Origin of the sequence: Nocardia alni (assembly GCF_019038435.1) — a bacterium.
Taxonomy (GTDB): domain Bacteria; phylum Actinomycetota; class Actinomycetes; order Mycobacteriales; family Mycobacteriaceae; genus Nocardia; species Nocardia alni.
Map to the genome: position 1 here is coordinate 32,048 of NZ_JAGPOX010000055.1, position 24,166 is coordinate 56,213.

Here is a 24,166-nt window from a genome sequence, read left to right on the forward strand (position 1 = left end):
TCAGCTCACCTTCGTCTGGATACAGGCCACCTGATGGGAGCGTCCGGGCATACCCTCGAGCCGCACGTCCAGCTCTTCGTCGCGGCAGGTCGAGACCGCGATCGGGCAGCGTGGATGGAATGCGCAACCCGGCGGCGGGGAGAGCGGGCTCGCGGGCTCGCCCTCGGGTGAGGCGGGCGGATGCGACGGATCCGGAATCGAGGAGATCAGCGCTCGGGTGTAAGGATGCGCCGGATCGTCGAGAATTGTGTCGGCCGTGCCGATTTCGACGATCCGGCCGAGGTACATCACCGCGATCCGGTCGGCCACCACCCGCGCGACGGCCAGATCGTGGGTGACGAAGACGACGGACATGTCCAGGCTCCGGCGCAGTTCGCCGATGAGGTTGATCACCGAGGCGGCCAGCGATACGTCCAGCGCACTGGTCGGCTCGTCGCACAGCAGCACCGACGGCGGTACCACGGTGGCGCGTGCCAGCGAAACCCGTTGCCGCTGACCGCCGGACAGTTGCCGGGCGCGAGCGGTGGCGATCTCGGGTGTCAGCCCGACCCGGCGCAGCGCCTGTTCGACCCGGTCCGCGCGCTCGGCACGGGACAGCCTCGAACCGCGCAACCGCTCGGAGATCAGCTCGCCCACCGGCATCCAGGGGGTGAGCGAGGCGCCCGCGTCCTGGAATACCATCTGCGGGCGCTGCCCATCGGCCAGGTCGACGGTGCCGCCACTGGGTCGCTCCAGTCCCGCGATCACCCGCAGCAGTGTGGATTTGCCGCAGCCACTCTCGCCGACCAGCGCCACCGATTCGCCGCGTCCGACCGTCAGCGACACTCGCCGCAGGGCTTGGAGGCTCGTGTGTCGTCGCATCCCGCGCACGGTGAAGGTTTTGGTGATGTCCCGCAGGGTGATTGCGCCCTCGGCGCCGGGATGCTCGGTCGGTGCGGTCGTATTGTCTCCCGGCACTTCGGGATCCGATTCCTCGAGCGCGTCCGGAGACAGGATGCACGCCGAGCTGCGTTCGGGGGCGATGGGGACGGGATCCGGTGGGCTGGTGGAGCATTGCTCGCCGGTATGCGCGCAGCGTGGAGCGAAGGCGCAACCGGGCAGGGGAGCGGCAGGGCTCGGCACCTCTCCGGGCATCGCGGCCAGCGGTCGATCGGTGCGGGTGGTCAGGGTCAGGCGCGAGCGGAGCAGGCCGCGGGTGTACGGGTGGGCCGGTGCGGCGAGCACCTCGGTGGTGGGGCCGATCTCGGCGATCCGGCCGGCGTACAGCACGGCCAGGCGATCGGAGATCTGCGCCGCGACGCCCAGGTCGTGTGTGATCATCAGGATGCCGCAACCCAATTCGTCGCGGATGCGCAGCAGCAGCGCCAGCACCTGAGCCTGCACCGTGACGTCCAGCGCGGTGGTCGGTTCGTCCGCGACGATGAGCTCCGGCTCCCCGGCGATGGCCATCGCGATCATGACGCGCTGGCGCAGGCCACCGGACAACTCGTGCGGATAGCTGCGCATGCGGCGCTCGGGTTCGGGGATACCGACCGCCGCCAGCAGCCGCCGCGCCTCGGTCTCACTCCCGGCCGCCTCTATCACCTGCGCACCGATCCGCATGGTCGGATTCAACGAGGTCATCGGGTCCTGGAACACCGCGCCGAGGTCGAGCCTGCGAACCCGATCCAGTGCCGGCGCCGAACCGTGAACCATATCGATACCGGCGACCCGGACGCCGCCGTACACCTGCGCGCCGCGCGGTAGCAATCCCAACAGCGAATACCCCAGAACACTCTTGCCCGAACCGGATTCGCCGACCAGCCCGAGGATCTCGCCCCGGCGTATCGTCAGCGACACCCCACGCAACGCGTGCAGGTCGCGATCGCCGCGCCGGAATGAAACGCGCAGCTCATCGATGCCAGCGACGTCCGCGGACGTCGTCACAACCGCAGTACCCATGAACCACTCCTCCGGCTCTACCTGTCAGGTGACAGTTTTTCCGGTCCGCGGTTGTTTTCGGTGACGCACACGTATCGCTTGTGCTGCCGCCGGTAACTTCTGGGTTGCCGTTGTTTCTATCGAGTGACAGGTAATGGTCGTCGCGGCCTGCTTCTCCCCCGGTGCGACAACGGCCCTCGCCTAGGAGGGGCCGGGCCGACACCCGCGTCCGATGACGACATCCGGGTGTGGCACGCCGTCGGCATCGTCTAGCCCGGCGATGGCATCCACGGGGCCGGGAGCGCGAGCAGCATGTTCGGGATGTGTTGGCGGATGCACTGATTCAGAAGGAGCTTGCGCGGCTGCGGGAGATCGCGGTGTCGACCGAACCCGGGTCCTATCGGGTTTGTCGGCGCACCGTCGGCGATGAGGCCGGAAATCTCAGCCCAGCGGGTACTCCCCGCCGCCGCTGAGGCTGCTGAACTGGCTCAGCATGTCGAGAACCGCTTGGCCGAACGCCATCCAGTCCCACGGGCCGAACATATGTCGCTCCTATCGCTGATCATCGGACGATGTGGACGCGGCGGGCGAACGGCCGGACACCCCGGCGGATTGTGCGTCTCAGCCGAGCGGGTACTGGCCGGGCGGGAAGGAGGCGCCGAGGCCCCCGCCGCCGCTCGAGCCGAGGCCCATCAGATCGCCGACCATATCCGCGAGGGACTGGCCCAGTGCCATGACATCCCATCCGATCATGCTGAGGAAGTCCCATGCGCCGTACATTCGCTCCTCCTTGCCCCGCAGATCGTGCTGTCACCTCCACGATGACACATGCAGGGGCCGTGAGATGCTCGAATTACATTTCGTACCAATAGGTCTCGTTGATTTGTCCGATTTGCACCGAGATTGCCAGAGGTAATGCGGGCGGCGGCTGACCATCGGCAGCCCCGCTCGTCAGAACAACACGTGCGGGTTCAGCAGCCCGGCCGGGTCGAGCGCGGTGCGGATGTCCCGCATGACGTCGATGTCGACGGGCGAGCGGCTCAACTCGATCCAGCGCGCCTTCGCCCGGCCGATGCCGTGTTCGGCGCTGATACTGCCGTCGTAGCGGGTCACGAGATCGAAGACGAACTCGGTGACGCGCTCCTGCGACGCGGCGGGCACGTCCAGCAGATTCACATGGACGTTGCCGTCCGCGACGTGGCCGAAGCAGATGACGCGAAGCTGCGGGAATCGGTCGCTCAGGCCGGCGGTCAGGTCATCGATGAAGCGCCCGATCGAACGGTGTGGAGTGGACAGGTCCAGTTTCACCACGGGTGTGCGCGAGGACGCGGCTACCGCCTCGGTATGGGCTTCTCGATACCGCCACAACTTGTCGGCCGGGCCCGAGGCGATCGTCGCGTCCAGCACCAGCGATCCGGCGTCGTCCAAGACACCCAGTAGTCGTGACTCGATGTCGCCCGGGCCCGACACCTCGACCAGGAGGTAAAACGGCGCGGCGTGGGTGAACGGGCGTCCGGTGGCGGTGTGCCGGGCCACCAGATCGACCCCGGCCGCCGTCATCAACTCGGCGGCTTCCAGCACGAGGCCGGTTCTCGATGCAGCGCCGAGCAGTGTCAGCGCGTCGTCGACGCGATCGATGCCGACCAGCGCGACCTGCGTCGCGTCGCCGGGAATCACGAGCTTCATCAACACCTTGGTCAACACCGCCAGGGTGCCCTCGGCGCCGGTCAGCAGTCCCGGCAGGTCGTAGCCGACGTTGTCCTTGGTCAGCTGTTTCCAGCGGGTCAGCACCCGCCCGTCGGCCAGCACCGCCTCGACGCCGAGCACTTGGGCACGGGTGTTGCCGTATCTGATCATCCGGACGCCCCCGGCGTTGGTCGAGACTATGCCGCCGAGGGTCGCCGTATCGCGCGACGCGAGATCGATCCCGAAATCCAGCCCATGGTCGCGGGCGGCCCGCTGTGCCTGTGCCACAGTGACTCCCGCGCCGGCGGCCAGGGTGCGCGCGACCGGATCCACCTCGGTCACCTCGCTCAGCCGGCGCAGGCTCAGGACCAGTTCCCCGTCCATCGGCACGGACCCGCCGACGAGCCCGGTGTTGCCGCCCTGCGGGACCACCGGCAGGCGGTGACGGGTACACGCGGCCAGCACCGCGGCCACCTCACTCGTGGACCCGGGCCGCACCACCGCCGCGGCGTGACCGTGCCAGCGGCCGGTCCAATCGGTCTCGTACCCTGCCACCAGGTCGGGGTCTGTCAGTACATGCGCGGGTCCGACGATGTCGGCGAGCGCCGCGAGCGCGGCGGTGTGGCGCTGTGCGGTAGTCACCGAACACCGCCGTGAGCGCCTGTGACCTGTTCGTCCGGTGCCGTGGTGATGCCGTCGACCACCAGGCTGTCGTAGTGCGTCACGCTGGTTGACCTCCTACGGTGCGCGGGTGACCATGGCCGGGCGCTAGCAATCGTTCGACCCTCGCTATCAACAGTGCTTGCTGCCGGTTCTGTCGGCAAATCAAGGTGCTGGAGCCTCGTTGCCACCCCTGGTTATGAATGGGCTTGCATGGGCGTGCATAATCATTTGTATACGGCTCGGGATGAGCGAGAGCACCGCGAACATCCCCGTTGCGGCATACCGGCGTCAGGCGGGCAACGAACTTACCAAGGACCCAAGGAGCTACACCATGACCGATCGCGTCGTACTCGCCTACTCCGGCGGGCTGGACACCTCTGTCGCCATCAGCTGGATCGGCAAGGAGACCGGGGCCGAGGTCGTCGCCGTCGCGATCGACCTGGGGCAGGGCGGCGAGGACATGAACGTCGTGCGCCAGCGCGCGCTGGACTGCGGCGCGGTCGAGGCGGTCGTGGTCGATGCCCGAGACGAGTTCGCCGACGACTACTGCCTGCCCACCGTCCAGGCCAACGCCCTCTACCAGGGCGAATATCCGCTGGTGTCGGCGATCAGCCGGCCGTTGATCGTCAAGCACCTGGTCGAGGCCGCCAAGTTCCACGGCGCGAGCACCGTCGCGCACGGCTGCACCGGCAAGGGCAACGACCAGGTCCGATTCGAGGTCGGCATCGGCGCGTTGGCTCCCGATCTGACCGTCATCGCCCCGGTCCGTGACTACGCCTGGACCCGGGAGAAGGCCATCGCCTTCGCCGAGCAGAACTCGCTGCCGATCAACGTCACCAAGAAGTCGCCGTTCTCCATCGACCAGAACGTGTGGGGCCGCGCGGTGGAGACGGGCTTCCTCGAGGATCTGTGGAACGCGCCCACCAAGGACGTGTACGACTACACCGTCGACCCGACCGTCAACTTCGAGGCTCCCGACGAGCTGATCATCACCTTCGCCAAGGGCGTCCCGGTCGCCATCGACGGCCGCGAGGTCACCGTGCTCGAGGCGATCACCGAGATGAACCGTCGTGCGGGCCGTCAGGGCGTCGGCCGCCTGGACATGGTCGAGGACCGTCTCGTCGGCATCAAGAGCCGCGAGATCTACGAGGCCCCCGGCGCGATCGCGCTGATCACCGCGCACCAGGCGCTGGAGAACGTCACCCTGGAACGTGAGCTGGGTCGCTACAAGCGGCAGGTCGAGCAGCGCTGGGCCGAGCTGGCCTATGACGGCCTGTGGTACTCCCCGCTCAAGCGGGCCCTGGACGCGTTCGTGCAGGACACCCAGGAGCACGTGTCCGGCGATATCCGCCTGGTGCTGCACGGCGGCAACGTCGTGGTCAACGGCCGCCGCAGCGAGCAGTCCCTGTACGACTTCAACCTGGCCACCTACGACGAGGGCGACTCGTTCGACCAGTCGCTGGCCAAGGGCTTCGTGCAGATCCACGGACTGTCCTCGAAGGTCGCCGCGCGCAGGGATCTCAGCAAGTAGTGGTCGGCTCGCGTCGGGGCCCTGCAAGGGCTCGGGCGCGCTGTCGGCAAACAGGAGTAGCCTGCGCAGCACCTGGTCACGTTGCTATTGGAGGTGCTCGTGCGGACTGACAACGACAGCTGGGATATCACCGAGAGCGTGGGCGTGACGGCCGTGGGCGTCGCGGCCGCGCGGGCGGTCGAGAGCGCTCGTCCGGACGCCCTGTTCCATGACCCCTACGCGGCCAAGCTGGTCGAGGCGGTCGGCGACGGGTGGAGCCGCATCATGCGCGGCGAGGTGCAGATCGATCCCGAGCGCAACCGCCTGTACGGCCCGATGGGCGGGATGATGACGGCCCGCACGTTGTACTTCGACGAGTATTTCCGTGCGGCGGTGGCCGATGGTATCCGGCAGGTGGTGATCCTCGCGTCGGGTCTGGACGCCCGGGCATATCGGCTCGAATGGCCTGCCGGCACGGTGGTTTTCGAGCTGGATCAGCCGAAGGTGCTGGAGTTCAAGGCCGGTGCGCTCGCCGATGACACCCCGGCCGCCGAGCGGCGCACGATCGCCATCGACCTGCGCCAGGATTGGCCGGCCGCGTTGCGCGAGAACGGTTTCGATCCGTCGCGGCCGACAGCGTGGCTGGCCGAGGGGCTGCTGCGCTATCTCCCGCACGACGCACAGGATCGGTTGTGCGAGAACATCGTCGAACTCAGTGCACCGGGCAGCCGAGTCGCGCTGAATATCGGCATGGGCGAGCGGCAGATGAACTCGGAATCACGCGAGGCCCGGGCGAAGGCGTTGGCGGAGGCCGGAATCCGGCTCGACGTGGAGAACCTTTTCTATTCGTCCGAGGGCCGCACCGATCCCCGGGGCTGGTTCGCCGAACGCGGGTGGACGGTCTCGAGCGGTGACGCCGCGAATATTCTGACCGAGCACGGCCGTGAGGTGTCCGAGACGGCCCATACGGATTTCGACCGGATGGTCCTGATGACCGCCATACGACAAGGAGACTGATGAATCAGGGCGGCAGCACCAACGAAGGAGCGCTCTGGGGCGGGCGGTTCGCCGACGGCCCGGCCGCGGCGATGGCCGCGCTGAGCAAGTCGACGCACTTCGACTGGGCGCTGGCGCCCTACGACGTTCGCGCGTCCAAGGCGCACGCGCGAGTGCTGCACAAGGCCGGGCTGCTGTCGGCCGAGGATCTCGACAGCATGCTTTCCGGGCTGGATCGGCTTGCCGCCGACGTGGATTCGGGCGCGTTCACCCCCGCCGATTCCGATGAGGACGTGCACGGCGCGCTGGAACGCGGGCTGATCGAACGCGTCGGCGTGGAACTGGGCGGGCGACTGCGCGCCGGGCGCTCCCGCAACGACCAGGTGGCCACGCTGTTTCGAATGTGGTTGCGCGATGCGGCGCGCCGGGTCGCGGCGGGCGTGCTGGACGTGGTGGACGCGCTCGCCGCACAAGCCGCCGCGCACCCCGACGCGGTCATGCCCGGCAAGACCCACCTGCAGGCCGCGCAGCCGGTGCTGCTCGCGCATCACCTGCTCGCCCACGCCCATCCGCTGCTGCGCGACATCGATCGGCTGCGCGACTTCGATAAACGCGCCGCGATCTCCCCGTACGGCTCGGGCGCGCTCGCGGGCTCCTCGCTCGGCCTGGACCCCGAGGCGATCGCCGCCGACCTGGATTTCGATGCGGCCGCCGCGAATTCGATCGACGCCACCTCCTCCCGTGACTTCGCCGCCGAGGCCGCCTTCGTCTTCGCCATGATCGCGGTGGACCTGTCTCGCATGGCCGAGGAGGTGATCCTGTGGAGCACACCGGAATTCGGCTACATCACCCTGGCCGACGCCTGGTCCACCGGCTCCTCGATCATGCCGCAGAAGAAGAACCCCGACGTCTCCGAGCTGACCCGAGGCAAAGCGGGCCGCCTGATCGGTAACCTCACCGGCCTGCTGGCAACCCTGAAGGCCCAGCCGCTGGCATACAACCGGGACCTCCAGGAAGACAAAGAACCACTGTTCGATTCGGTGGCCCAGCTGGAACTGCTGCTCCCCGCCATCGCGGGTCTCGTGTCGACTCTGACGTTCCACACCGACCGCATGGCCGAGCTCGCCCCCGCAGGTTTCACCCTGGCCACCGACATCGCCGAATGGCTTGTCCGCCAGGGCGTCCCATTCCGGGTAGCCCACGAAGCAGCCGGCGCCTGTGTCCGCACCGCAGAATCCCGCAACGTCGGCCTGGACGAACTCACCGACGCCGAATTCGCGGCCGTAGACCCGGCCCTGACCCCGAAGGTCCGCGAGGTCCTGACAGTCGAGGGTTCCATCGCCTCCCGCAACGCCCGCGGCGGCACCGCCGGAGTCCAGGTCGCCAAACAGTTGGACGAGGTCCGCCAATCCATCCTGTCCGCCCGCGCCAGGCTCGGCTGATTTTACCAATACTGATTTCCATGGACGAACGTAGTAGCTGGGCCGAGATGCGCGCGGAGGTCATGGGACGTCCCGGGGCCGCTGCGGTGTACGAGGCGGCTCGAATCCGGTTCGAGCTCGGAGAAGCGGTTCGCGCGCTGCGCGAAGAATCCGGATGGACTCAGTCCGAACTGGCCGATCGCGCTGGGTTGAAGCAGCCGGCCGTCGCCCGCCTCGAGGCTGGTGGCACGATGCCGACGATTCCTATGTTGGAGCGGATTGCGGAGGCGTTCCAGATGCGGCTGACTGTGGAATTTCAGCCGCTGTCCAAGGCTGGGTAGGCCCCCGATCCGGAACGGCAGGCAGGACCGTCACGGCTGTGCGGTGGCCACGCCGATGACTGGGGCTTTACGGCCTTCGTCGGGTGCCGGATATCCTGCGGCAATGGCTTTTCTGCTGCTCGCGCTTGCGATCGTGTCGGAGGTTTCGGCGACGGTGTCGTTGAAGCTGTCCGAGGGGTTCAGCAAGGTGACGCCTTCGATTGTGGTGGTTGTCGGGTATTTGGCGGCGTTCTTCTTTTTGTCGGCGACGTTGAAGCGGGGGATGGCGCTGGGGGTGGCCTACGGGGTGTGGGCGGCTATCGGGGTGGCGGCGGTGGCGGTGATCGGGGCGTTGTTTTTGGGGGAGGGGCTGACGTTGGTTCAGGTCGGTGGGATCGTGTTGGTGATTCTCGGCGTGTTGGCGCTCGAGCTCGGGGCAGCGCGGTGACCAGTCACCGTGTCGCTGATCTTCGGCGATTCGGACCCGGGGGTGAGCAGTGAACGTTAACATCGCAGCGGGCGGATGCATATCGGTCCGCTCGGTCGATGTTGACGGGGTGATGCCATGGCTGCCGTGGTGCTCGAAGCCGATGGGCTGGTCAAACGCTACGGAGGCGTGGAGGCGTTGCGGGGGGCCAATTTTCAGGTGCGCGAGGGTGAGGTCGTCGCGCTGATCGGGGATAACGGGGCCGGGAAATCCACGCTGGTGAAGTGTCTTTCGGGCGCCGAACAGCCGGATGGCGGGCGGATCCTGCTCGACGGCGAACCGGTGCGAATGGGCTCGCCGCTCGAGGCGCGGGGGCTCGGGGTGGAGACCGTCTATCAGGATCTGGCCGTGGCGCCGGACCTCGATCCCGCCGCGAATCTGTTCCTCGGGCGCGAGGTGCTCCGTCGTGGCATCGCGGGCAGGCTCGGCATGCTGGACCGCAAGGCCATGAAAACCCAAGCCACCGAGCACTTTCAGCGCCTGGGAGTGGTGTTGCCCCGTGCTGATGTGCCGATCGGCGCACTCTCGGGCGGCCAGCGCCAGACCGTGGCGGTGGCCCGCGCGGTGATGTGGGCGAGCCGGGTGGTGTTCATGGACGAGCCGACCGCGGCGCTGGGCGTGGTGCAGCGCGAACGGGTGCTGGAGGTCATCGGCCGGGTCCGCGATCAGGGCATCGCGGTCGTGCTGATCAGCCACAACATGCCGGAGGTGCTGTCGGTGGCCGACCGGATCGAGGTGCTGCGGCTGGGCAGGCGGGTGGCGCGCTTCGGATCCGACGCCACCCTCGAACAACTCGTGGGTGCGATGACCGGCGCTCTGACCATCGAGGATGCGGCATGAATGCGCACAGCGACCAGGCAGCGGAGCGTGACCACGGACGTCCGGCCGTGCCGGAGGAGTTACCGCATGAGTGAGCCGGCCGGAACTGGCGTCGAAACCGTCGGACTGCCTGAACGCACACTGTGGCAGCGCCTTTCGGGCGTGAGCACGCTCTGGATCGGCATCGTGCTCATCCTGCTGTACATCGGGTTCAGCATCTGGAAGCCCGACGCGTTCCCGACCCGCTTCACCCTGCAGACCCTGCTGATCGAGACGTCGGTGCTGCTGGTGCTGTCGATCGGGATGACCTTCGTGATCATCACCGCGGGCATCGATCTGTCGGTGGGCATGGTGCTGATCTTCGCGGGTGTGATCGCCTCCAAGACCATGGAGTGGCTCAGCCCGGGCGGTGACGCCACCCACGCCGGCTGGGGGATCATCGCGATCGGATTCGTGGTATCCCTTGCCGGGGGCGGACTCTGGGGCCTGATCAACGGAGTTCTGGTGGCGCGCGCGAAGATTCCGCCGCTGATCGTCACCCTCGGCTCGTTCGGCGCGGCCCTGGGCGCGGCACAGCTGATCACCGGCGGTGTCGACACCCGGACGGTGCCCGAGAGTCTGCGCAATTCACTGGGTTTCGGCACGCTGCTCGGCGGCATACCGGATCTGGTGCTGGTCGCGCTGGTGGTCACCCTGTTCGGCGCGTGGCTGCTGCACACCACCAGATTCGGCCGCTACACCTACGCCATCGGCTCCAGCGCCGAGGCCGCCCGTCGCTCCGGCATCGGCGTCACCCGTCATCTGGTGCTGGTGTACCTGATGACCGGATTGCTCTCCGGCCTCGCGGGTTTCATGAACCTCGCCTATTTCGGCACCACCACCATCGCCGGACACGGCACCGACAACCTCGACGCCATCGCCGGTGTCGTGATCGGCGGCACCAGCCTGTTCGGCGGTGTGGGATCGGTCGTGGGCACCGTGATCGGAGTGTTCATCCCGTCGGTGCTGCGCAAGGGATTCGTCATCGCGGGGGTGCCGGTGTTCTGGCAGCCGATCGCGGTGAGCCTTGTCCTCGTGGCGGCCGTCTGGTTCGACCAGAACCGGCGCAAGTCCCGGGAGAAGTAAGTAATACAACCGAAGTAAGGATGTGGCGGAGATGAGAAGCGTGAAGCGGGCCGCCGTGGTAGGCGCAGTGGTGTTGGCGGCCGCGTCCGTATTGGCCGGATGCGGTGGGTCGGTGAGCAATTCGGGTAGCACCAACACCAAGAACCTGGTGCTCATACCCGGTGTGGCCAACGAGCCGTTCTACATCTCGATGCAGTGCGGCGCCCAGACCGAGGCCGAGAAGCTGGGCTACCACCTGAACACTCAGGCGCCCACGCAGTTCGACGCCTCACTGCAGACCCCCATCCTCACCGGCGTCATCGCGAACAAACCGGGCGCGATCCTGATCGCCCCGACCCACGCGACCGCGATGGCCGCGCCGATGCAGCAGGCCAAGAACGCCGGGATCAAGATGATCGAGGTCGACACCGCCCTGGACGACCAGTCCATCGCGCTGTCCTCGATCTCCTCGGACAATATCGCCGGCGGCAAGCTCGCCGCGCAGACTCTCGCGAAACTGGTGGGGGACAAGGGATCTACGCTGGTGATCAACACCAAGGCCGGAACCTCCACGACCGACCAGCGGGCGCAGGGCTTCGGCGACGAGCTGAAGAGCCATCCGGGCATGAGTTCACTCGGCGTGCAGTACAACAACAATGACGCCGCCGTGGCTGCCTCGATCGTCACCGCGACGCTGGCAGCGCATCCGGATCTGGCCGGAATCTTCGCCACCAACCTGAGTTCGGCCGAGGGCGCGGCCACCGGCCTGCGCAACGCGAACAAACTCGGTCAGGTCAAGATCGTCGGCTTCGACGCGAGCCCGCAGCAGGTCCAGGACCTGAAGGCCGGAACGATCCAGGCGCTGATCGCGCAGGATCCGGGCACGATCGGCGTGGACGGCGTCGACCAGGCCGTCGATGCGCTCACCGGCAAGCCGGTGACCAGGCACATCCAGACCGATATGGTCTCGATCACCCAGGCCGATACGGACTCGATGTCGAAGTACTTCTACAAGAGCAAGTGCTGATCACTCCTGTACGCGCACCGCGTATCCCGCGTCCTCCAGGGCCTCGATCACCTCGTCCCGGTGCGTGGGACCGCGCGTCTCCAGGGTGAGCGAGACATCGGCCTCGTCCATCGCGAGCCATGTCCCGGTGCGTGAATGCGCGATCTCGAAGACGCTCGCGCCGGTGCGCCCGATCTCGGCCAGCAGCCGCCCGAGGCTGCCCGGATGATCCGAGATCTTCACGCGCAGAACGAGATATCTCCCGGCGGCACCGAGGCCATGGCCGATCAAACGGGTCAGCAGCAGGGGATCGACGTTGCCCCCGGACAGGATCGCGCAGACCGGGCCGCCGATGCCGAGTTCGTCGGGTGAGTACGTCATCAGCGCCGCGACCGCCGCCGCGCCCGCGGGCTCCACGATCAGCTTGGCACGCTCCATGCACAGCAGCATGGCCCGCGACAACGCATCCTCGTCGACCGTGACGACCTTCGATACGCGCTGCGCCACATGCGCGAACGGCACCTCGCCCGGCCGTCCCACCGCGATGCCGTCGGCCATCGTCGACATCTTGTCCAGCGCAACGGGTTTACCGGCCGCGAGCGATCCCGGCCACGCCGCGGCCTGGGCCGCCTGAACTCCCACGACGCGCACATGCGGCGCGAGATGCTCCAATGCCACGGCGATGCCCGCCAGCAGTCCACCGCCGCCGGTGGGCACGATCACGGTATCCACCTCCGGAAGCTGCTCGAGCAACTCCACTCCGACCGTCGCCTGCCCCGCGACGATATCGGGATGGTCGAACGGATGGATCAGCGTCGCCCCGGTCTGCTCGGCGAATTCTATTGCGGCGGCGAGTGATTGATCGATGGTCTCGCCGACCTGATGCACCGTCGCGCCATAGGCCCTGGTGGCCACCAACTTCGGCAGTGACGCACCGACCGGCATGAACACCGTCGAGGCGATGCCCAGCGTCGTGGCCGACCACGCCACCCCCTGCGCGTGGTTGCCCGCGCTGGCCGCGACCACGCCCCGCGCGCGCTCGGCCTCGGGCAGATTGGCGATCCGGTTGTACGCCCCGCGCGGCTTGAACGACCCGGTCCGCTGCAGATTCTCACATTTGAGCCGCACCTCGACCCCGGCCCGCTCCGCCAGCACCCGCGCGGCGATGAGCGGCGTCCGCCGCACCGCGGGCCCCACCAGCTTCGTCGCCGCCTCGATCCGATCCAGCCCGATCAGCTCCATTCCGGTCATATTGCCAGGCATCAGAGGAAAAATCATCACACCGAGATCAGCGATCGCGGGAAATACTGCTATGTGAGCGCGACATCCCTCCGGGACCACGGCGTGCTGCGGCCGGGCGCATCGACCACCGACATGTCGGTGGTCGCGGCCATACTGGCCGCATGACGAACGGTGAACCGGCTGCGGGGCGCGTCTGGAAACTGTGGCGGGGCGGCGACGAGTTGGCGCGGATGACGGAGACCGAGGTGGATTGGCCCTGGATTCGCGCGAATATCGAGACATCGCCGGGCTTCGAGCCGTTCCGGCAGCTGTTCGAGGAGCAACTGCGGGCGGCGGACGATGAGGACTGGGACCGGCTCGACGAGGCGTATTCGCGGATTCGCGCGGAACTGTCGATGACGTTTCCCGACGGCAGCCCGGTGGCCGAGTTCCTGCTGCACGTTCACGGCGACGGGACGGCCGGCTGGCGCTGCCACGATGAGCCGTTCGGCGACTGACGCGTGTATGCCGAGACGGTCGAGAAGGATATATCTTTCGCGCAATAGGGGGGAAATAGTGGAGCAATCGGTGGGCAATGGGGTGGATCTACCGTTCGGTTCGTTAGTTACGACTTCGGATCGGATGCACCATGACCGAGACCATCGAGCCCGCGGCGAGTACGGCCGCCGAGTTCCCGCCCGAGTACGACCCGCGCCTGACCAACGTGGATCTGGCGCCGCTGCGGGAACAGAAGTGGGGGACCTACAACATCTTCGCATTCTGGATGTCGGACGTGCACAGCGTCGGCGGATACGTCACCGCCGGAAGCCTGTTCGCGCTCGGACTGGCCAGCTGGCAGGTGTTGGTCGCGCTGTTGATCGGTATCACGATCGTATACGGGCTGTGCAATCTCGTCGCGATGCCGAGCCAGCGGGCGGGGGTGCCGTATCCGGTGGTGTGCCGCAGTTCCTTCGGGGTGCTCGGCGCGAATATCCCGGCGATCATCCGGGGACTGATCGCGGTGGCGTGGTACGGAATTCAGACCTATCTGGCCTCGGCGGCGCTGCTGGTGGTCGCGCTGAAGCTGTGGCCGGGACTGGCGCCGTACGCCGATGTGCACCGGTACGGGTTCGTCGGGCTGTCGGCACTCGGCTGGGGCGCGTATCTGCTGCTGTGGGTGGTGCAGGCATGTGTGTTCTGGCGCGGCATGGAGTCCATCCGGCGATTCATCGACTTCTGCGGTCCCGCGGTGTATGTCGTGATGTTCGCGCTGTGCGGATACCTGATCGCCAAGGCCGGATGGGGTGCGATCGATCTGAATCTGGGCCGGGTGCAGTACAGCGGCCTGCACGCACTTCCGGTGATGCTCGGCGCGATAGCGCTTGTGGTGTCGTACTTTTCGGGCCCGATGCTGAACTTCGGCGACTTCTCCCGCTACACCCGGTCGATGGCCGCGGTGCGGCGCGGCAATCTGCTGGGGCTGCCGGTGAACTTCCTGATGTTCTCCCTGCTGGTGGTGATCACCGCGTCGCTGACCGTGCCGGTGTACGGCAAGCTGATCACCGATCCGGTGCAGACCGTCGCGCATATCGACAGCACGTTCGCCATCGTGCTGGGCGCGTTGACCTTCGCCATCGCGACGGTCGGCATCAACATCGTCGCGAACTTCATCTCCCCGGCCTTCGACTTCTCCCACGCGAGTCCGCAGCGAATCAGCTGGCGGGCGGGCGGCATGATCGCCGCGATCGGCTCGATCGTCATCACGCCGTGGAACCTCTACAACAACCCGGATGTCATCCATTACACCCTCGAGGTGCTCGGCGCGTTCATCGGCCCGCTGTTCGGTGTGCTGATCGCCGACTATTACCTGGTGCGTCGCCGGAATATCGTGGTGGACCAGCTGTTCACCCGTTCGGAGACCGGAATCTATTGGTACCGAAAGGGATACAACCCAGCAGCTATCGCGGCCACCGTCGTCGGCGCGGTCGTCGCGGTGATCCCGGTCCTGGCCGGGAGCCTGCCCGGCATGTACACCGCCGCCCAGTACAGCTGGTTCATCGGCTGCGCCCTGGCGCTGATCGTCTACCGCCTGCTCGCGCCCCGGTTCGTGCGGAACGTCTGATCGCTGTCGTCCCGGCGTAGTCGCTGTTCCTGTCCGTCATCTCCGGCAGGGCCGCTGTCCATCATCCCGGCATGCTTGTGGCCGGGATCCACCGTGACCGAGTCGGTCCTGGTGGATCCCGGCCGATAAGCGCGCCGGGATAACGGCTGAATTCCGCCGCGGGGTGGCCGGATTGGATTCCGCCGCGGGTGACGGTTGGATTCCGCCGCGGGGTGAGGGCGGTATCCAGTGCGAGGTGAGGGGTAGATCCCGCACTGGGATGACGGATCGCCCCGATCACTCCGGATAGGTGATCTCGAGAACTCCGGGCAACCAGGGTGTGTAGTGCGCGGGATAAGCCCGGACCGCGGTGATCAGGTCCTCCGGACGCACCCACGCCCACTCGGCGATCTCGGCGGGATCCGGATTCGGCGGATCGCCCTCGAACCGGCCGACGACGACGTGATCCCATTCGTGCTCGACGCGGCCGGAGGCCGAGTCCGCCGCCCGATAGCTGAACACACCCGCCTCGGTCAGCTCGCCCGGATCGATCACGATGCCGAGTTCCTCGCCCAGCCGTACCGCCGCGGCGGCCGTGACGGACCGGCCGGGCGCCGGATGCCCACAGCAGGTGTTCGTCCACAGCAGCGGGAACCGGGTCTTCACCGCGGCCCGGCGCTGCATCAGCACCCTGCCCCGCGCGTCGGCCAGCAGCACCGAGAACGCGCGGTGCAGCAGACCGGGCGCGGTGTGCGCCCGCGCGACCGGGCACTCGCCGGTCGCCCGGCCCTGCTCGTCCACCAGCTCGACGGGCAGGGTCTCGCGATCGGCGGTCCGGGCCGCATGGTTCGTCTCCGGTGCGGTGGTCACCGGCCCACTTTATCCGCCGCGATCAGCAGATATTGGAAACTCCCGTCCCGATAGGAGCTCAGGAACGGCTTCTCCACACCCGTGGCCAGCTCGGAATGGGTGCGCAGATCCCAGTACGGGATCGTCGCCGGAGTGAGATCGGTCACCGCGATCGGTACCAGGTTGTTGGCCGTCATCGCCTTGAAGTACTCGCTGCGCGGATGGATCATGCACCCGTAGTGCGCGTCGATCCAGCTCACCGCCGCGGAGCGACCGCCGGTGACGTCGTTGGAGCAGCCGGTCACGCACACGTAGCGCCCGCCCGGTTCCAGCAGCCGCGAGAGTTCGGCGAACAGATCCGGCAGCTCGACGTACATATCGGTCTCGTTGGTCCACGCCCCCCGCATGGACCGGGAGTCGAATCCGGTATCCAGCATGTTGCGGTAATGGAATTGCACGCTGTCCGAGACCCCGCGCTGCCGAGCCTGGTCGTTGGCGAAACCCACCTGGTATTCGGAGATGCTCACCCCGTCCACTCGGCAGCCGAAGCGCGCGTTGGCCATGATGCTGGTGCCGCCGCGCCCCGATCCGCCGTCCAACAGCCGATCGGTGGACCGCACATCGCCGAGGCTGTCGAGCAGCAGATCGGCCTGGGCGGTCTCCAGCCGGTGCAGTTCGCGCACGATCCGCTCCTGCCGGGTGCTCTCGGGCCCCTCCAGCACCGACAGATCGGGTTCGCCGATGCCGTAGTGATGGTGATAGAGGCCATCGACCTCGCCCAGTTTGACGTTGACACGGTCGTCGTTGGGGTTGTTGTTCCAGTAGTTCGCCACCGAACGCTGGTAGCTGGACTGTAAAACGGTATCGGTCTGGGGCTCGAGCATGGTCATGTCGGATCATCCTCTCGGGTAACAGGGTGCACTGAACCGTCGGCGCGGCATGGGCGAGCGCCGCGTCGATAATCAGCTATTATGTTGTGTATCAGGACAATTCGTTATATCTACGACTACCGGCATGCCAGGCGCGGTTACCGCCCATCCAGGCCCACAAGCCACCCAGGAACCGTCGCAGCTCCGGTGACCCGGTCGCGGCGAGCACGGTCGCTTCGCTTTCGAAGCGGTGGACGAGCTCGTCGTGTACCTCGGCGGTTCGCTGGACCGCGTCGCGGCGGCTGCACCCCTCCTCGGCCGCCAGGACCGTGGGCAGGTTGAATTCCCGGCCCTCGGACAGGTCCTCGCGGGCCATCGAATACAGGTCGTTGACCATCTGCGAGGCGAGTGCGGCCGTGGTGACCACCCGGCGCATCCGCGGATCGGTGTATTCGGCGGCGCCGAGCTCATAGCCGCCGACCGCATCGATCGGCGCCATACACGGCAGGAAGCTGTGCGGCTGCCGGTTGGTGAGGTACTCCCAGACCGGCGGCATGCGATTCGCCGCCCGCCAGCCGCCCTCCGCCGTCAGGGCGATGAACCACCCCGCGATCTCGGTGCGCAACCGTGCCACCTGGGCCGGGGTCGCGTAGTGCGAGAGGTGTTCGAACGAGGTGCGGAAGGCGCGCAGGATGGGATCGGCCACCATCGCCTCCTCCAACCGCGCCTGGTACCTCACCGGAAGATGCACCGGATCCATTGCCGCGGCGGCCAATTCCAGTCGGGGGCCCAGCTCGAACTCGGCGGTGGACGGGGTGCCGTCCGGCGCGTGGTCGTCGGCGTCCTCCTCGCAGTAGTAGTCGTCGACCGACCATTCCGTCACCGCGCATTTGGCCGCGGCCAGCAGGCGGTCCGGATCGTCGCAATCCGGGTGCGCGAGCATGATAAGGCGACCGAAATCCGCCTTGCTCAGGTCCTCCAGGCGACCTTCGTAGAGTCCGATCTCCCGGGCCCACAACAGGATTCCCTGATTGACCGCTTCGGCCAGCGCGGGGTTGTCGCGGACCGGGGGCGGGCAGTAGAGGGCGGGAATCGCCGAGGGCCGGCTCTCGGATTCGGGCGTTTCGGCCTTGTCCGATGGGCCGTGGCGCAGCAGTGCCAGACTCGTTCCGCCACCGAGCAATCCCCTGGCTCTGTCACCGAGCATGCCGTGGCCGGACGAACTGCCCCGGCCGGTCGCCGGATCCGGCGCCGGGGTGATCAACGCGTGCGGGCGCGTCGATGTCGTGCCGATTCCGGTGGGGCCGAACGGCAGTCCCGTTCCCGAAGGCACGGGGCCGCGCTGCGGTGCGCCGGTCTCGGGCGCGGCGGTGACCGCGGTGGGGTCGGCCGTGGCGCCGACGGGTGCGCTGACCTGCGGCGGTGTGATCGACACCGCCGCCGCCCCGAGGCCGACCGGGCCGAGTAGTCGCTGCGGCCCGCCCTGCATCATCATCGCTGCCAGCGGCGCCGTGGCGGCCGCCAGTGACTCGTCCGTCGAATGCGACTGGGGCAGCTTGTTTTCCGGCACCCAGCCCAAGCTGGCCGGGGGAGCGTTGTCGAGATTGGACAGCAGCGCGACGATCACACCCGCCACCTCTGAGGTGGCGGGCGGTGCCGCGGCGCGCGAGAGCACCGACATGGCCTGTGCCCCTTCGCTACTCGCCCTGTCGGGCGACCAGTACGTTGTCCAGGATGCCCAGCGCGTCCGGCACCAGCACCGCCGCGGAGTAGTAGCAGCTGATCAGATACGAGATGATCGACTGGTCGTCGACGCCCTTGAATCGGACATTCAGGCTCGGCTCGAACTCGTCGGGAATTCCGGTCTGGTGCAGGCCGATCACGCCCTGCTCCTGCTCGCCAGTGCGCATCGCCAGGATGGAGGTGGTGTGCGCCTCGCTGACCGGAATCTTCCCACATGGGTAGATCGGCACCCCGCGCCAGGACGGGATGCGGTGGCCGTTGATCTCCACCGGATCCGGGTAGAGGCCGCGCTTGTTGCACTCGCGCCCGAACGCGGCGATCGCCTTCGGGTGTGCCAGAAACAGTTTCGTGCTGCGGCGCATGCTCAGCAGTTCGTCCATGTCGTCGGGTGTCGGCGCGCCTTGCTCGGTGTAGATGCGCTGCTTCAGGTCGCAGTTGTTCAGCAAACCGTAGTCCGCATTGTTGACCAGGTCGTATTCGCGGCGCTCGTACAGGGCCTCGATGGTCAGCCGCAGTTGCTGCTCGATCTGGTTGTGCGGCTCGTTGAACAGGTCCGCGACTCGGGTGTGTATGCGAAGTACGCTCTGCGCCAAGCTCAATTCGTATTCGCGCGGGGTGGAGTCGTAGTCGACGAAGGTGCCTTGCAGCAGCGGCTCGCCGTCGTGGCCGGAGTGGATCTCGATCTCGGCCTCGCCGTGCTTGTTCTGCCGCTGTGTCGGCGCCGCGGCGACACCGTCGAGATGCTCACGCAGTGCGGGGATCTCCTCGGTCAACTGGTCGAGCGCGGTGCGCGGCAGCGACAGAAGCGTGGTGCGGGTGACGGTCCGCAGCGTGACCGGCCAGATGGCATCGGTGTCGGTGAGCATGGTGTCGCCGAAGAAATCACCGCCGCCGAGCATGCCGACCCTGGTGGTCTCGCCGTACTCGCCGGTGCCGAACTTGTTCAGCTTGCCGTGCACGATCAGCAGCACCCGGTCCATCGGGTTGCCGAATTCCGCTACGGTCGTGCCGGGTTCGAGATCCTGCTGTACGAAACGCTGCGCCAGCGCGCGCAGGATCTCCTCGTCCTCGAACCCGCGCAGCTGCGGCAGTTCCTGCAGTTCCATCGGGATGACGCGGGCCTGCCCGCCGTCGATGACGTACTCCACCTCGCCGTTGCCGAGGGTGTGCGTGAGGCGCCGGTTGACCCGGTATACACCGCCGTGCACCTGGGTCCAGGGCAGCGCGCGGGTCAGCCACCGGGAGGTGATGCCCTGCATCTGCGGTTCGGACTTGGTGGTATGCGCGAGTTGGTGCGCGGCCTCGGTGGAAAGTGTCTTGCGGACGTGGTTTTCGGTCTGTGGTGGCGTATCGATGGTCATGCTGCGTCCTCACCTTGAGATTGCCACGGAGCGACGGGGCGATATGATGACAGGCGGGTATGGCAGGCGACAGAGGCCTGCGGGTGACATACACATGAATGAATTGTGTAGCGCGACAGTGCGTTCCAGCACCTCGATCATAAGCATCCGCAAGTACGTTTGGAAGGGTTATCGGCGAATGCACATAGGTAGCTCGCGGGTGATAACGATGTCGCATCGATGCGGCCGGAAAACAGTCCGGACCGACCTCTGGTCGAACGATCAATCATCCGCCGGGGCATGCGCTACCGTGTAGCTCGGCATTCGCCACTCGTTCTCCCCGTAGGTCCGTCCTCTGTCGCGCACGCCCTGGGAGTCGCCAATGTTCACCTGGCTCTACGACATACCCGTCTGGTCCGGGTTCCTGATCATCACCGGGGTCTCGGTACTGCTCACCTGCGGCGGCATCTGGCTGCTGCGTCCGTTCGTCCACAAGGTGTTCGGACCCGAACCGGGTCGCAACGAACAGGTCACCATGGTGCTCACGGTCGGTGGCGTGTTCTACGGCCTGCTCCTGGGCCTGGTCGCCGCCGCCACCTATCAGGCCTTCGACACCGCCCAAGATCTCGTCTCCAGCGAGGCCGCCGCGATCAGCACCCTGTATCGCGAGGTCTCGGCCTATCCCGAGCCCGAACGCCCTGTGCTGCAAAAGGATTTGGTCGACTATACGGACAATCTGATGAATGTCGCGTTCCCCGACCTACGCAAGGGCGAGGACCCGCCGGGCGGCACCGCGCTGGAAACCCGGTTCCAGCGCGACCTGCTGTCCTTCCAGCCGCAGACCAAGCCGCAGGAGATCATCCACCAGGCCGCGATCGAGCAGTTCGCCAAGTTCGACGACGAGCGCCGCCAGCGCATCAACGCCGGCTCCGGCGGGCTGCCCGACGTGCTGTGGGATGTGATCGTGCTGGGCGCACTGGTGAACTTCTCCCTGCTGTGCCTGTTCAGCATCTCCACGCGGGGGGCGCATATGCTGCTGGGCGGTCTGTTCGCGTTCTTCCTGGGCACGATGATCTTCCTCATCGCCGCGATGGACTACCCCTTCCGGGGCGACCTGAGCGTCAGCCCGGACCCGGTGGTGACCATGTTCCACAACGTCATGGGGCAACCGGACGCCGTGCCGGCGGACGCCGGAAACACGGTGGAGCGAAGCGCCGGCAAATAAGCACTGCGTAGGCTGTTGATGTGGCAAGCTCGTCGGGTGTACGCAGGGGTTCGTGGTGGGTGCGCCACGTGCTGGTAAGTGCTGGGAGTCAGGCGTGAAGTTCTTCGGTGCGGAGTCGGTCGCCGGGTCGGTTCGGCGGCTGGTGGCAACTGCGCAGAACGGGCTCGAGGTTATCCGGTTCGGCGGGCTGGCCACGGACGAGGAGTCCTCGCCGTACGAGGTGACCGAGCGCAAGCGGATGTACCGGCTGCGTCATTACTTCCCCGGGAGCGAGGCGGCCGACCCTGCGAACGCCTCGGGTCCGGTCGCCGTGCTGGTGCCGCCGTTGATGGTCAGCGCCGACGTCTACGACGTGAACGCCGACGGTGGCGCCGTCAGCATCCTGAACCGCGCCGGGATCGATTGCTGGGTGGTGGATTTCGGCTCGCCCGCCACCGAAGAGGGTGGCTGGCAGCGCGATCTGGCCGACCACGTGCTGGCACTGAGCGCCGCGATCGACACGGTCAACGAGCTGACCGGCCGCGGTGTGCACCTCATGGGCTATTCGCAGGGCGGCATGTTCGCCTACCAGGCCGCGGCCTACCGGTACGGCAAGGGTGTGGAGAGCATCGTCACCTTCGGCAGCCCGGTCGATATCGTCGCGGGGCTACCGTTCGGCCTGCCGTACGGCCTGGTGTCCGATGTGGCCGAATTCCTGGCGAACCACGTGCTGACCCGGCTGCCGATCACCGATTCCATGGTGCGCCTGGGCTTTCAGATGCTCGATCCGGTCAAGACCGCCAAGTCCCGGCTGGACTTCCTGCGTCAGTTGCACAACCGGGAGGCGTTGCTGCCCAAGGAGCGTCAGCGCCGTTTCCTCGAACACGACGGCTGGGTCGGGTATTCGGGCCCGGCCGCGGCGGATCTGCTCGAACAGTTCGTGGTGCACAACCGGATGATGCTGGGCGGGTTCGTGATTCGCGACCGACCGGTCTCCCTGGCCGAACTGGAATGCCCGATCCTGGCCTTCGTCGGCGAGGTCGACGATATCGGGCAGCCCCCGGCGGTGCGCGGCATCGTGCGCGCCGCGCCCAATGCCGAGGTGTACGAGGCATCGCTGGTGGCCGGGCATTTCGGGCTCGTGGCCGGCAGTACCGCCACCAACCAGACCTGGCCGCTGGTGCGCGAATGGGTGCGCTGGCTGAGCGGTCAGGCGCAGCGACCCGAGCAGATCGTGCCGATGGGTGAGAACGTCCCGGTGGACCGGCCGCGCTCGGCGGCCATCCGCGTCGTGCACGCCATGGGCGCCATCGCCGAGGCCGGCACCGAATTCGGCGGTGTACTGGGCGATATCGCCGAGAGCGCGCTGCGTGGTTCGGTGGAGCTGACCGGCGAGGCCGCCCGCGCGCTGCCCCGGCTGACCCGCCTGGGCATGATTCAGCCGCACACCCGAATTTCGCTGGGGCGCCTGCTGTCCGAACAGACGCGCCGAGGGCCGCTGCGGGAGCTGTTCCTGTTCGACGACCGTGTGCACACCAACGCGGCCGTGGACACCCGCATCAACAACGTGGTGCGCGGGCTGATCTCGGCGGGCGTGCGCCCGGCGAGCCGGGTCGGCGTACTGATGGAGACCAGGCCCAGCGCGCTGGCCGCGGTATCGGCGCTCTCGCGCATCGGCGCGGTGGCGGTGCTGCTTGCCCCCGGCAGTGAATTGTCCCGCGCGGTCGAGCTCAGCGGCGCGACGATCGTGGTCTGCGATCCGGAGAATCTGCACGACGCCGCGGCCACCGGCAGCCGGGTGCTGGTGCTGGGCGGCGGCGACGCGCGCGAACTGGCCGTGCCGCCGGGCGCCGACGTGGTCGACCTCGAGCAGATCGATCCGTCCCGGGTGCCGCTGCCCGGCTGGTACCGGCCCGATCCGGGGCTGGCGCGCGAGCTGGCGTTCGTGCTGGTCACCGGCACCGGATCGAAGCTGGACCTGAAGTACATCACCAACCACCGCTGGGCGCTGTCCGCGTTCGGCACCGCGACCTCCGCCGACCTCGACCGTCGCGACACGGTGTACTGCCTTGCGCCGCTGCATCATTCGTCCGGACTGCTGGTCAGCCTGGGCGGCGCGGTGGCCGGTGGCAGCCGCATCGCGCTGGCCCGCTCGCTGGACCCCTCCCGGTTCGCCGAGGAGGTGCACCGCTACGGGGTCACCGTCGTCACCTACACCTGGACGATGCTGCGCGACATCCTGGACGCCGACACCTTCCCCGGCGGGCACACGCATCCGATCCGGCTGTTCATCGGCTCGGGCATGCCCGCCGGACTGTGGCGCCGGACGGTCGAAAGATTCTCGCCCGCGCGGGTTCTGGAGTTCTACGCATCCATCGAGGGCGATGTGGTGCTGGCCAACGTGGCCGGATCCAAGATCGGCTGCAAGGGCCGCCCGGTGCCCGGAACGGCCCGGGTGGAGCTGATCTCCTATGATCCGGTGAAGGGCGAGATCATCACCAACGCAAGGGGTTTCGCGCGCCGCACGGCCGACAACGAGGTAGGCCTGCTGATCGGCCGGGCCTCGGAGGCGGTCGACATCTCCTCGGGCGGCCTGCGCGGGGTATTCGCGCCCGGCGACGCCTGGATGCCCACGGAAAACCTGTTCCGCCGCGACTCCGACGGCGACTACTGGCTGATGGACCGCCGCGACACTGTCACGCTCACAGCCCGCGGCCCGGTCTACAGCCAGCCGATCGTCGACGCGCTCAACGACATCGCCGCCGTCGACATGGAGGTCGCGTTCGCCCACACCACCGACTCCGGCCGCACTCTGGCCGTCGCGGGTGTCAGCGTCCGCGAGGGCCACCACCTCGACCCCAAGGACGTCACCGAGGCCCTGCGCCCCCTGGATCCGACCCGCCGCCC

The 24,166-nt window shown here is 67.4% G+C and carries 20 protein-coding genes; 12 read left to right on the forward strand and 8 right to left on the reverse strand.

Going from position 1 to position 24,166, the window contains the following annotated elements:
• From JZ791_RS21505 to JZ791_RS21515, 3 genes are all read right to left on the reverse strand, one after another.
• Positions 1-1,941, reverse strand: a complete 1,941-nt coding sequence (locus JZ791_RS21505; RefSeq protein WP_216896971.1) for a dipeptide ABC transporter ATP-binding protein — start codon at positions 1,939-1,941, stop codon at positions 1-3.
• A 600-nt stretch (positions 1,942-2,541) separates the two neighbouring features.
• Positions 2,542-2,700, reverse strand: a complete 159-nt coding sequence (locus JZ791_RS21510) for a hypothetical protein (protein WP_216896972.1) — start codon at positions 2,698-2,700, stop codon at positions 2,542-2,544.
• A gap of 171 nt (positions 2,701-2,871) precedes the next feature.
• Positions 2,872-4,248 (reverse strand): FAD-binding oxidoreductase, encoded by a 1,377-nt coding sequence (locus JZ791_RS21515; protein WP_216896973.1) that lies wholly within the window; start codon positions 4,246-4,248, stop codon positions 2,872-2,874.
• A 352-nt stretch (positions 4,249-4,600) separates the two neighbouring features.
• On the opposite strand from JZ791_RS21515, the gene JZ791_RS21520 reads away from it, so the two are divergent.
• The 8 genes from JZ791_RS21520 (at position 4,601) to JZ791_RS21555 (ending at position 11,953) form a co-directional block, all read left to right on the forward strand.
• Positions 4,601-5,800 (forward strand): argininosuccinate synthase, encoded by a 1,200-nt coding sequence (locus JZ791_RS21520; RefSeq protein WP_216896974.1) that lies wholly within the window; start codon positions 4,601-4,603, stop codon positions 5,798-5,800.
• Positions 5,801-5,899: 99 nt separating this feature from the next.
• Positions 5,900-6,796 (forward strand): SAM-dependent methyltransferase, encoded by an 897-nt coding sequence (locus tag JZ791_RS21525; RefSeq protein ID WP_216896975.1) that lies wholly within the window; start codon positions 5,900-5,902, stop codon positions 6,794-6,796.
• Positions 6,796-8,217: an argininosuccinate lyase gene (gene argH, locus JZ791_RS21530; RefSeq protein ID WP_216896976.1), complete on the forward strand. Its 1,422-nt coding sequence runs from the start codon at positions 6,796-6,798 to the stop codon at positions 8,215-8,217. The genes JZ791_RS21525 and argH overlap by 1 nt, the downstream gene beginning before the upstream one ends.
• 20 nt (positions 8,218-8,237) lie before the next feature.
• The gene (locus JZ791_RS21535; RefSeq protein ID WP_216896977.1) at positions 8,238-8,537 is read left to right on the forward strand and encodes a helix-turn-helix domain-containing protein; all 300 of its coding nucleotides are present in this window, start codon (positions 8,238-8,240) and stop codon (positions 8,535-8,537) included.
• Positions 8,538-8,640: 103 nt separating this feature from the next.
• Complete coding sequence (locus JZ791_RS21540; RefSeq protein ID WP_216896978.1) at positions 8,641-8,964, forward strand: DMT family transporter; 324 nt, start codon at positions 8,641-8,643, stop codon at positions 8,962-8,964.
• A 117-nt stretch (positions 8,965-9,081) separates the two neighbouring features.
• On the forward strand, positions 9,082-9,843 hold the full coding sequence (locus JZ791_RS21545; RefSeq protein ID WP_216896979.1) for an ATP-binding cassette domain-containing protein: 762 nt from the start codon (positions 9,082-9,084) through the stop codon (positions 9,841-9,843).
• A 66-nt stretch (positions 9,844-9,909) separates the two neighbouring features.
• Positions 9,910-10,947 (forward strand): ABC transporter permease, encoded by a 1,038-nt coding sequence (locus JZ791_RS21550; RefSeq protein ID WP_216896980.1) that lies wholly within the window; start codon positions 9,910-9,912, stop codon positions 10,945-10,947.
• 31 nt (positions 10,948-10,978) lie between these two features.
• Positions 10,979-11,953, forward strand: coding sequence for an ABC transporter substrate-binding protein (locus JZ791_RS21555; RefSeq protein ID WP_216896981.1), 975 nt, complete (start codon positions 10,979-10,981; stop codon positions 11,951-11,953).
• Here JZ791_RS21555 and ilvA read toward each other — a convergent pair whose 3' ends face one another.
• The gene (ilvA, locus tag JZ791_RS21560) at positions 11,954-13,183 is read right to left on the reverse strand and encodes a threonine ammonia-lyase (protein ID WP_216896994.1); all 1,230 of its coding nucleotides are present in this window, start codon (positions 13,181-13,183) and stop codon (positions 11,954-11,956) included.
• Positions 13,184-13,335: 152 nt separating this feature from the next.
• Here ilvA and JZ791_RS21565 point away from each other — a divergent pair, with 152 nt between their 5' ends.
• Both JZ791_RS21565 and JZ791_RS21570 read left to right on the forward strand, forming a co-directional pair.
• Complete coding sequence (locus tag JZ791_RS21565) at positions 13,336-13,671, forward strand: hypothetical protein (RefSeq protein WP_216896982.1); 336 nt, start codon at positions 13,336-13,338, stop codon at positions 13,669-13,671.
• A 131-nt stretch (positions 13,672-13,802) separates the two neighbouring features.
• Positions 13,803-15,275, forward strand: coding sequence for an NCS1 family nucleobase:cation symporter-1 (locus JZ791_RS21570; RefSeq protein WP_216896983.1), 1,473 nt, complete (start codon positions 13,803-13,805; stop codon positions 15,273-15,275).
• Positions 15,276-15,551: 276 nt separating this feature from the next.
• Here JZ791_RS21570 and idi read toward each other — a convergent pair whose 3' ends face one another.
• From idi to JZ791_RS21590, 4 genes are all read right to left on the reverse strand, one after another.
• Complete coding sequence (gene idi, locus JZ791_RS21575) at positions 15,552-16,124, reverse strand: isopentenyl-diphosphate Delta-isomerase (RefSeq protein ID WP_308163024.1); 573 nt, start codon at positions 16,122-16,124, stop codon at positions 15,552-15,554.
• The gene (locus JZ791_RS21580; RefSeq protein WP_216896984.1) at positions 16,121-16,993 is read right to left on the reverse strand and encodes a geranyl diphosphate 2-C-methyltransferase; all 873 of its coding nucleotides are present in this window, start codon (positions 16,991-16,993) and stop codon (positions 16,121-16,123) included. The genes idi and JZ791_RS21580 overlap by 4 nt, the downstream gene beginning before the upstream one ends.
• A gap of 91 nt (positions 16,994-17,084) precedes the next feature.
• Entirely contained in the window at positions 17,085-18,653 is a 1,569-nt protein-coding gene (locus tag JZ791_RS21585) for a family 2 encapsulin nanocompartment cargo protein terpene cyclase (RefSeq protein ID WP_216896985.1), read from the reverse strand.
• Between the two features lie 16 nt (positions 18,654-18,669).
• On the reverse strand, positions 18,670-20,076 hold the full coding sequence (locus JZ791_RS21590) for a family 2B encapsulin nanocompartment shell protein (RefSeq protein ID WP_216896986.1): 1,407 nt from the start codon (positions 20,074-20,076) through the stop codon (positions 18,670-18,672).
• Between the two features lie 361 nt (positions 20,077-20,437).
• Here JZ791_RS21590 and JZ791_RS21595 point away from each other — a divergent pair, with 361 nt between their 5' ends.
• Positions 20,438-21,280: a bestrophin-like domain gene (locus JZ791_RS21595; protein ID WP_216896987.1), complete on the forward strand. Its 843-nt coding sequence runs from the start codon at positions 20,438-20,440 to the stop codon at positions 21,278-21,280.
• 94 nt (positions 21,281-21,374) lie between these two features.
• Positions 21,375-24,166, forward strand: a 2,792-nt coding sequence (locus JZ791_RS21600; protein WP_216896988.1) for an AMP-binding protein, incomplete at its 3' end; no start/stop codon positions are given.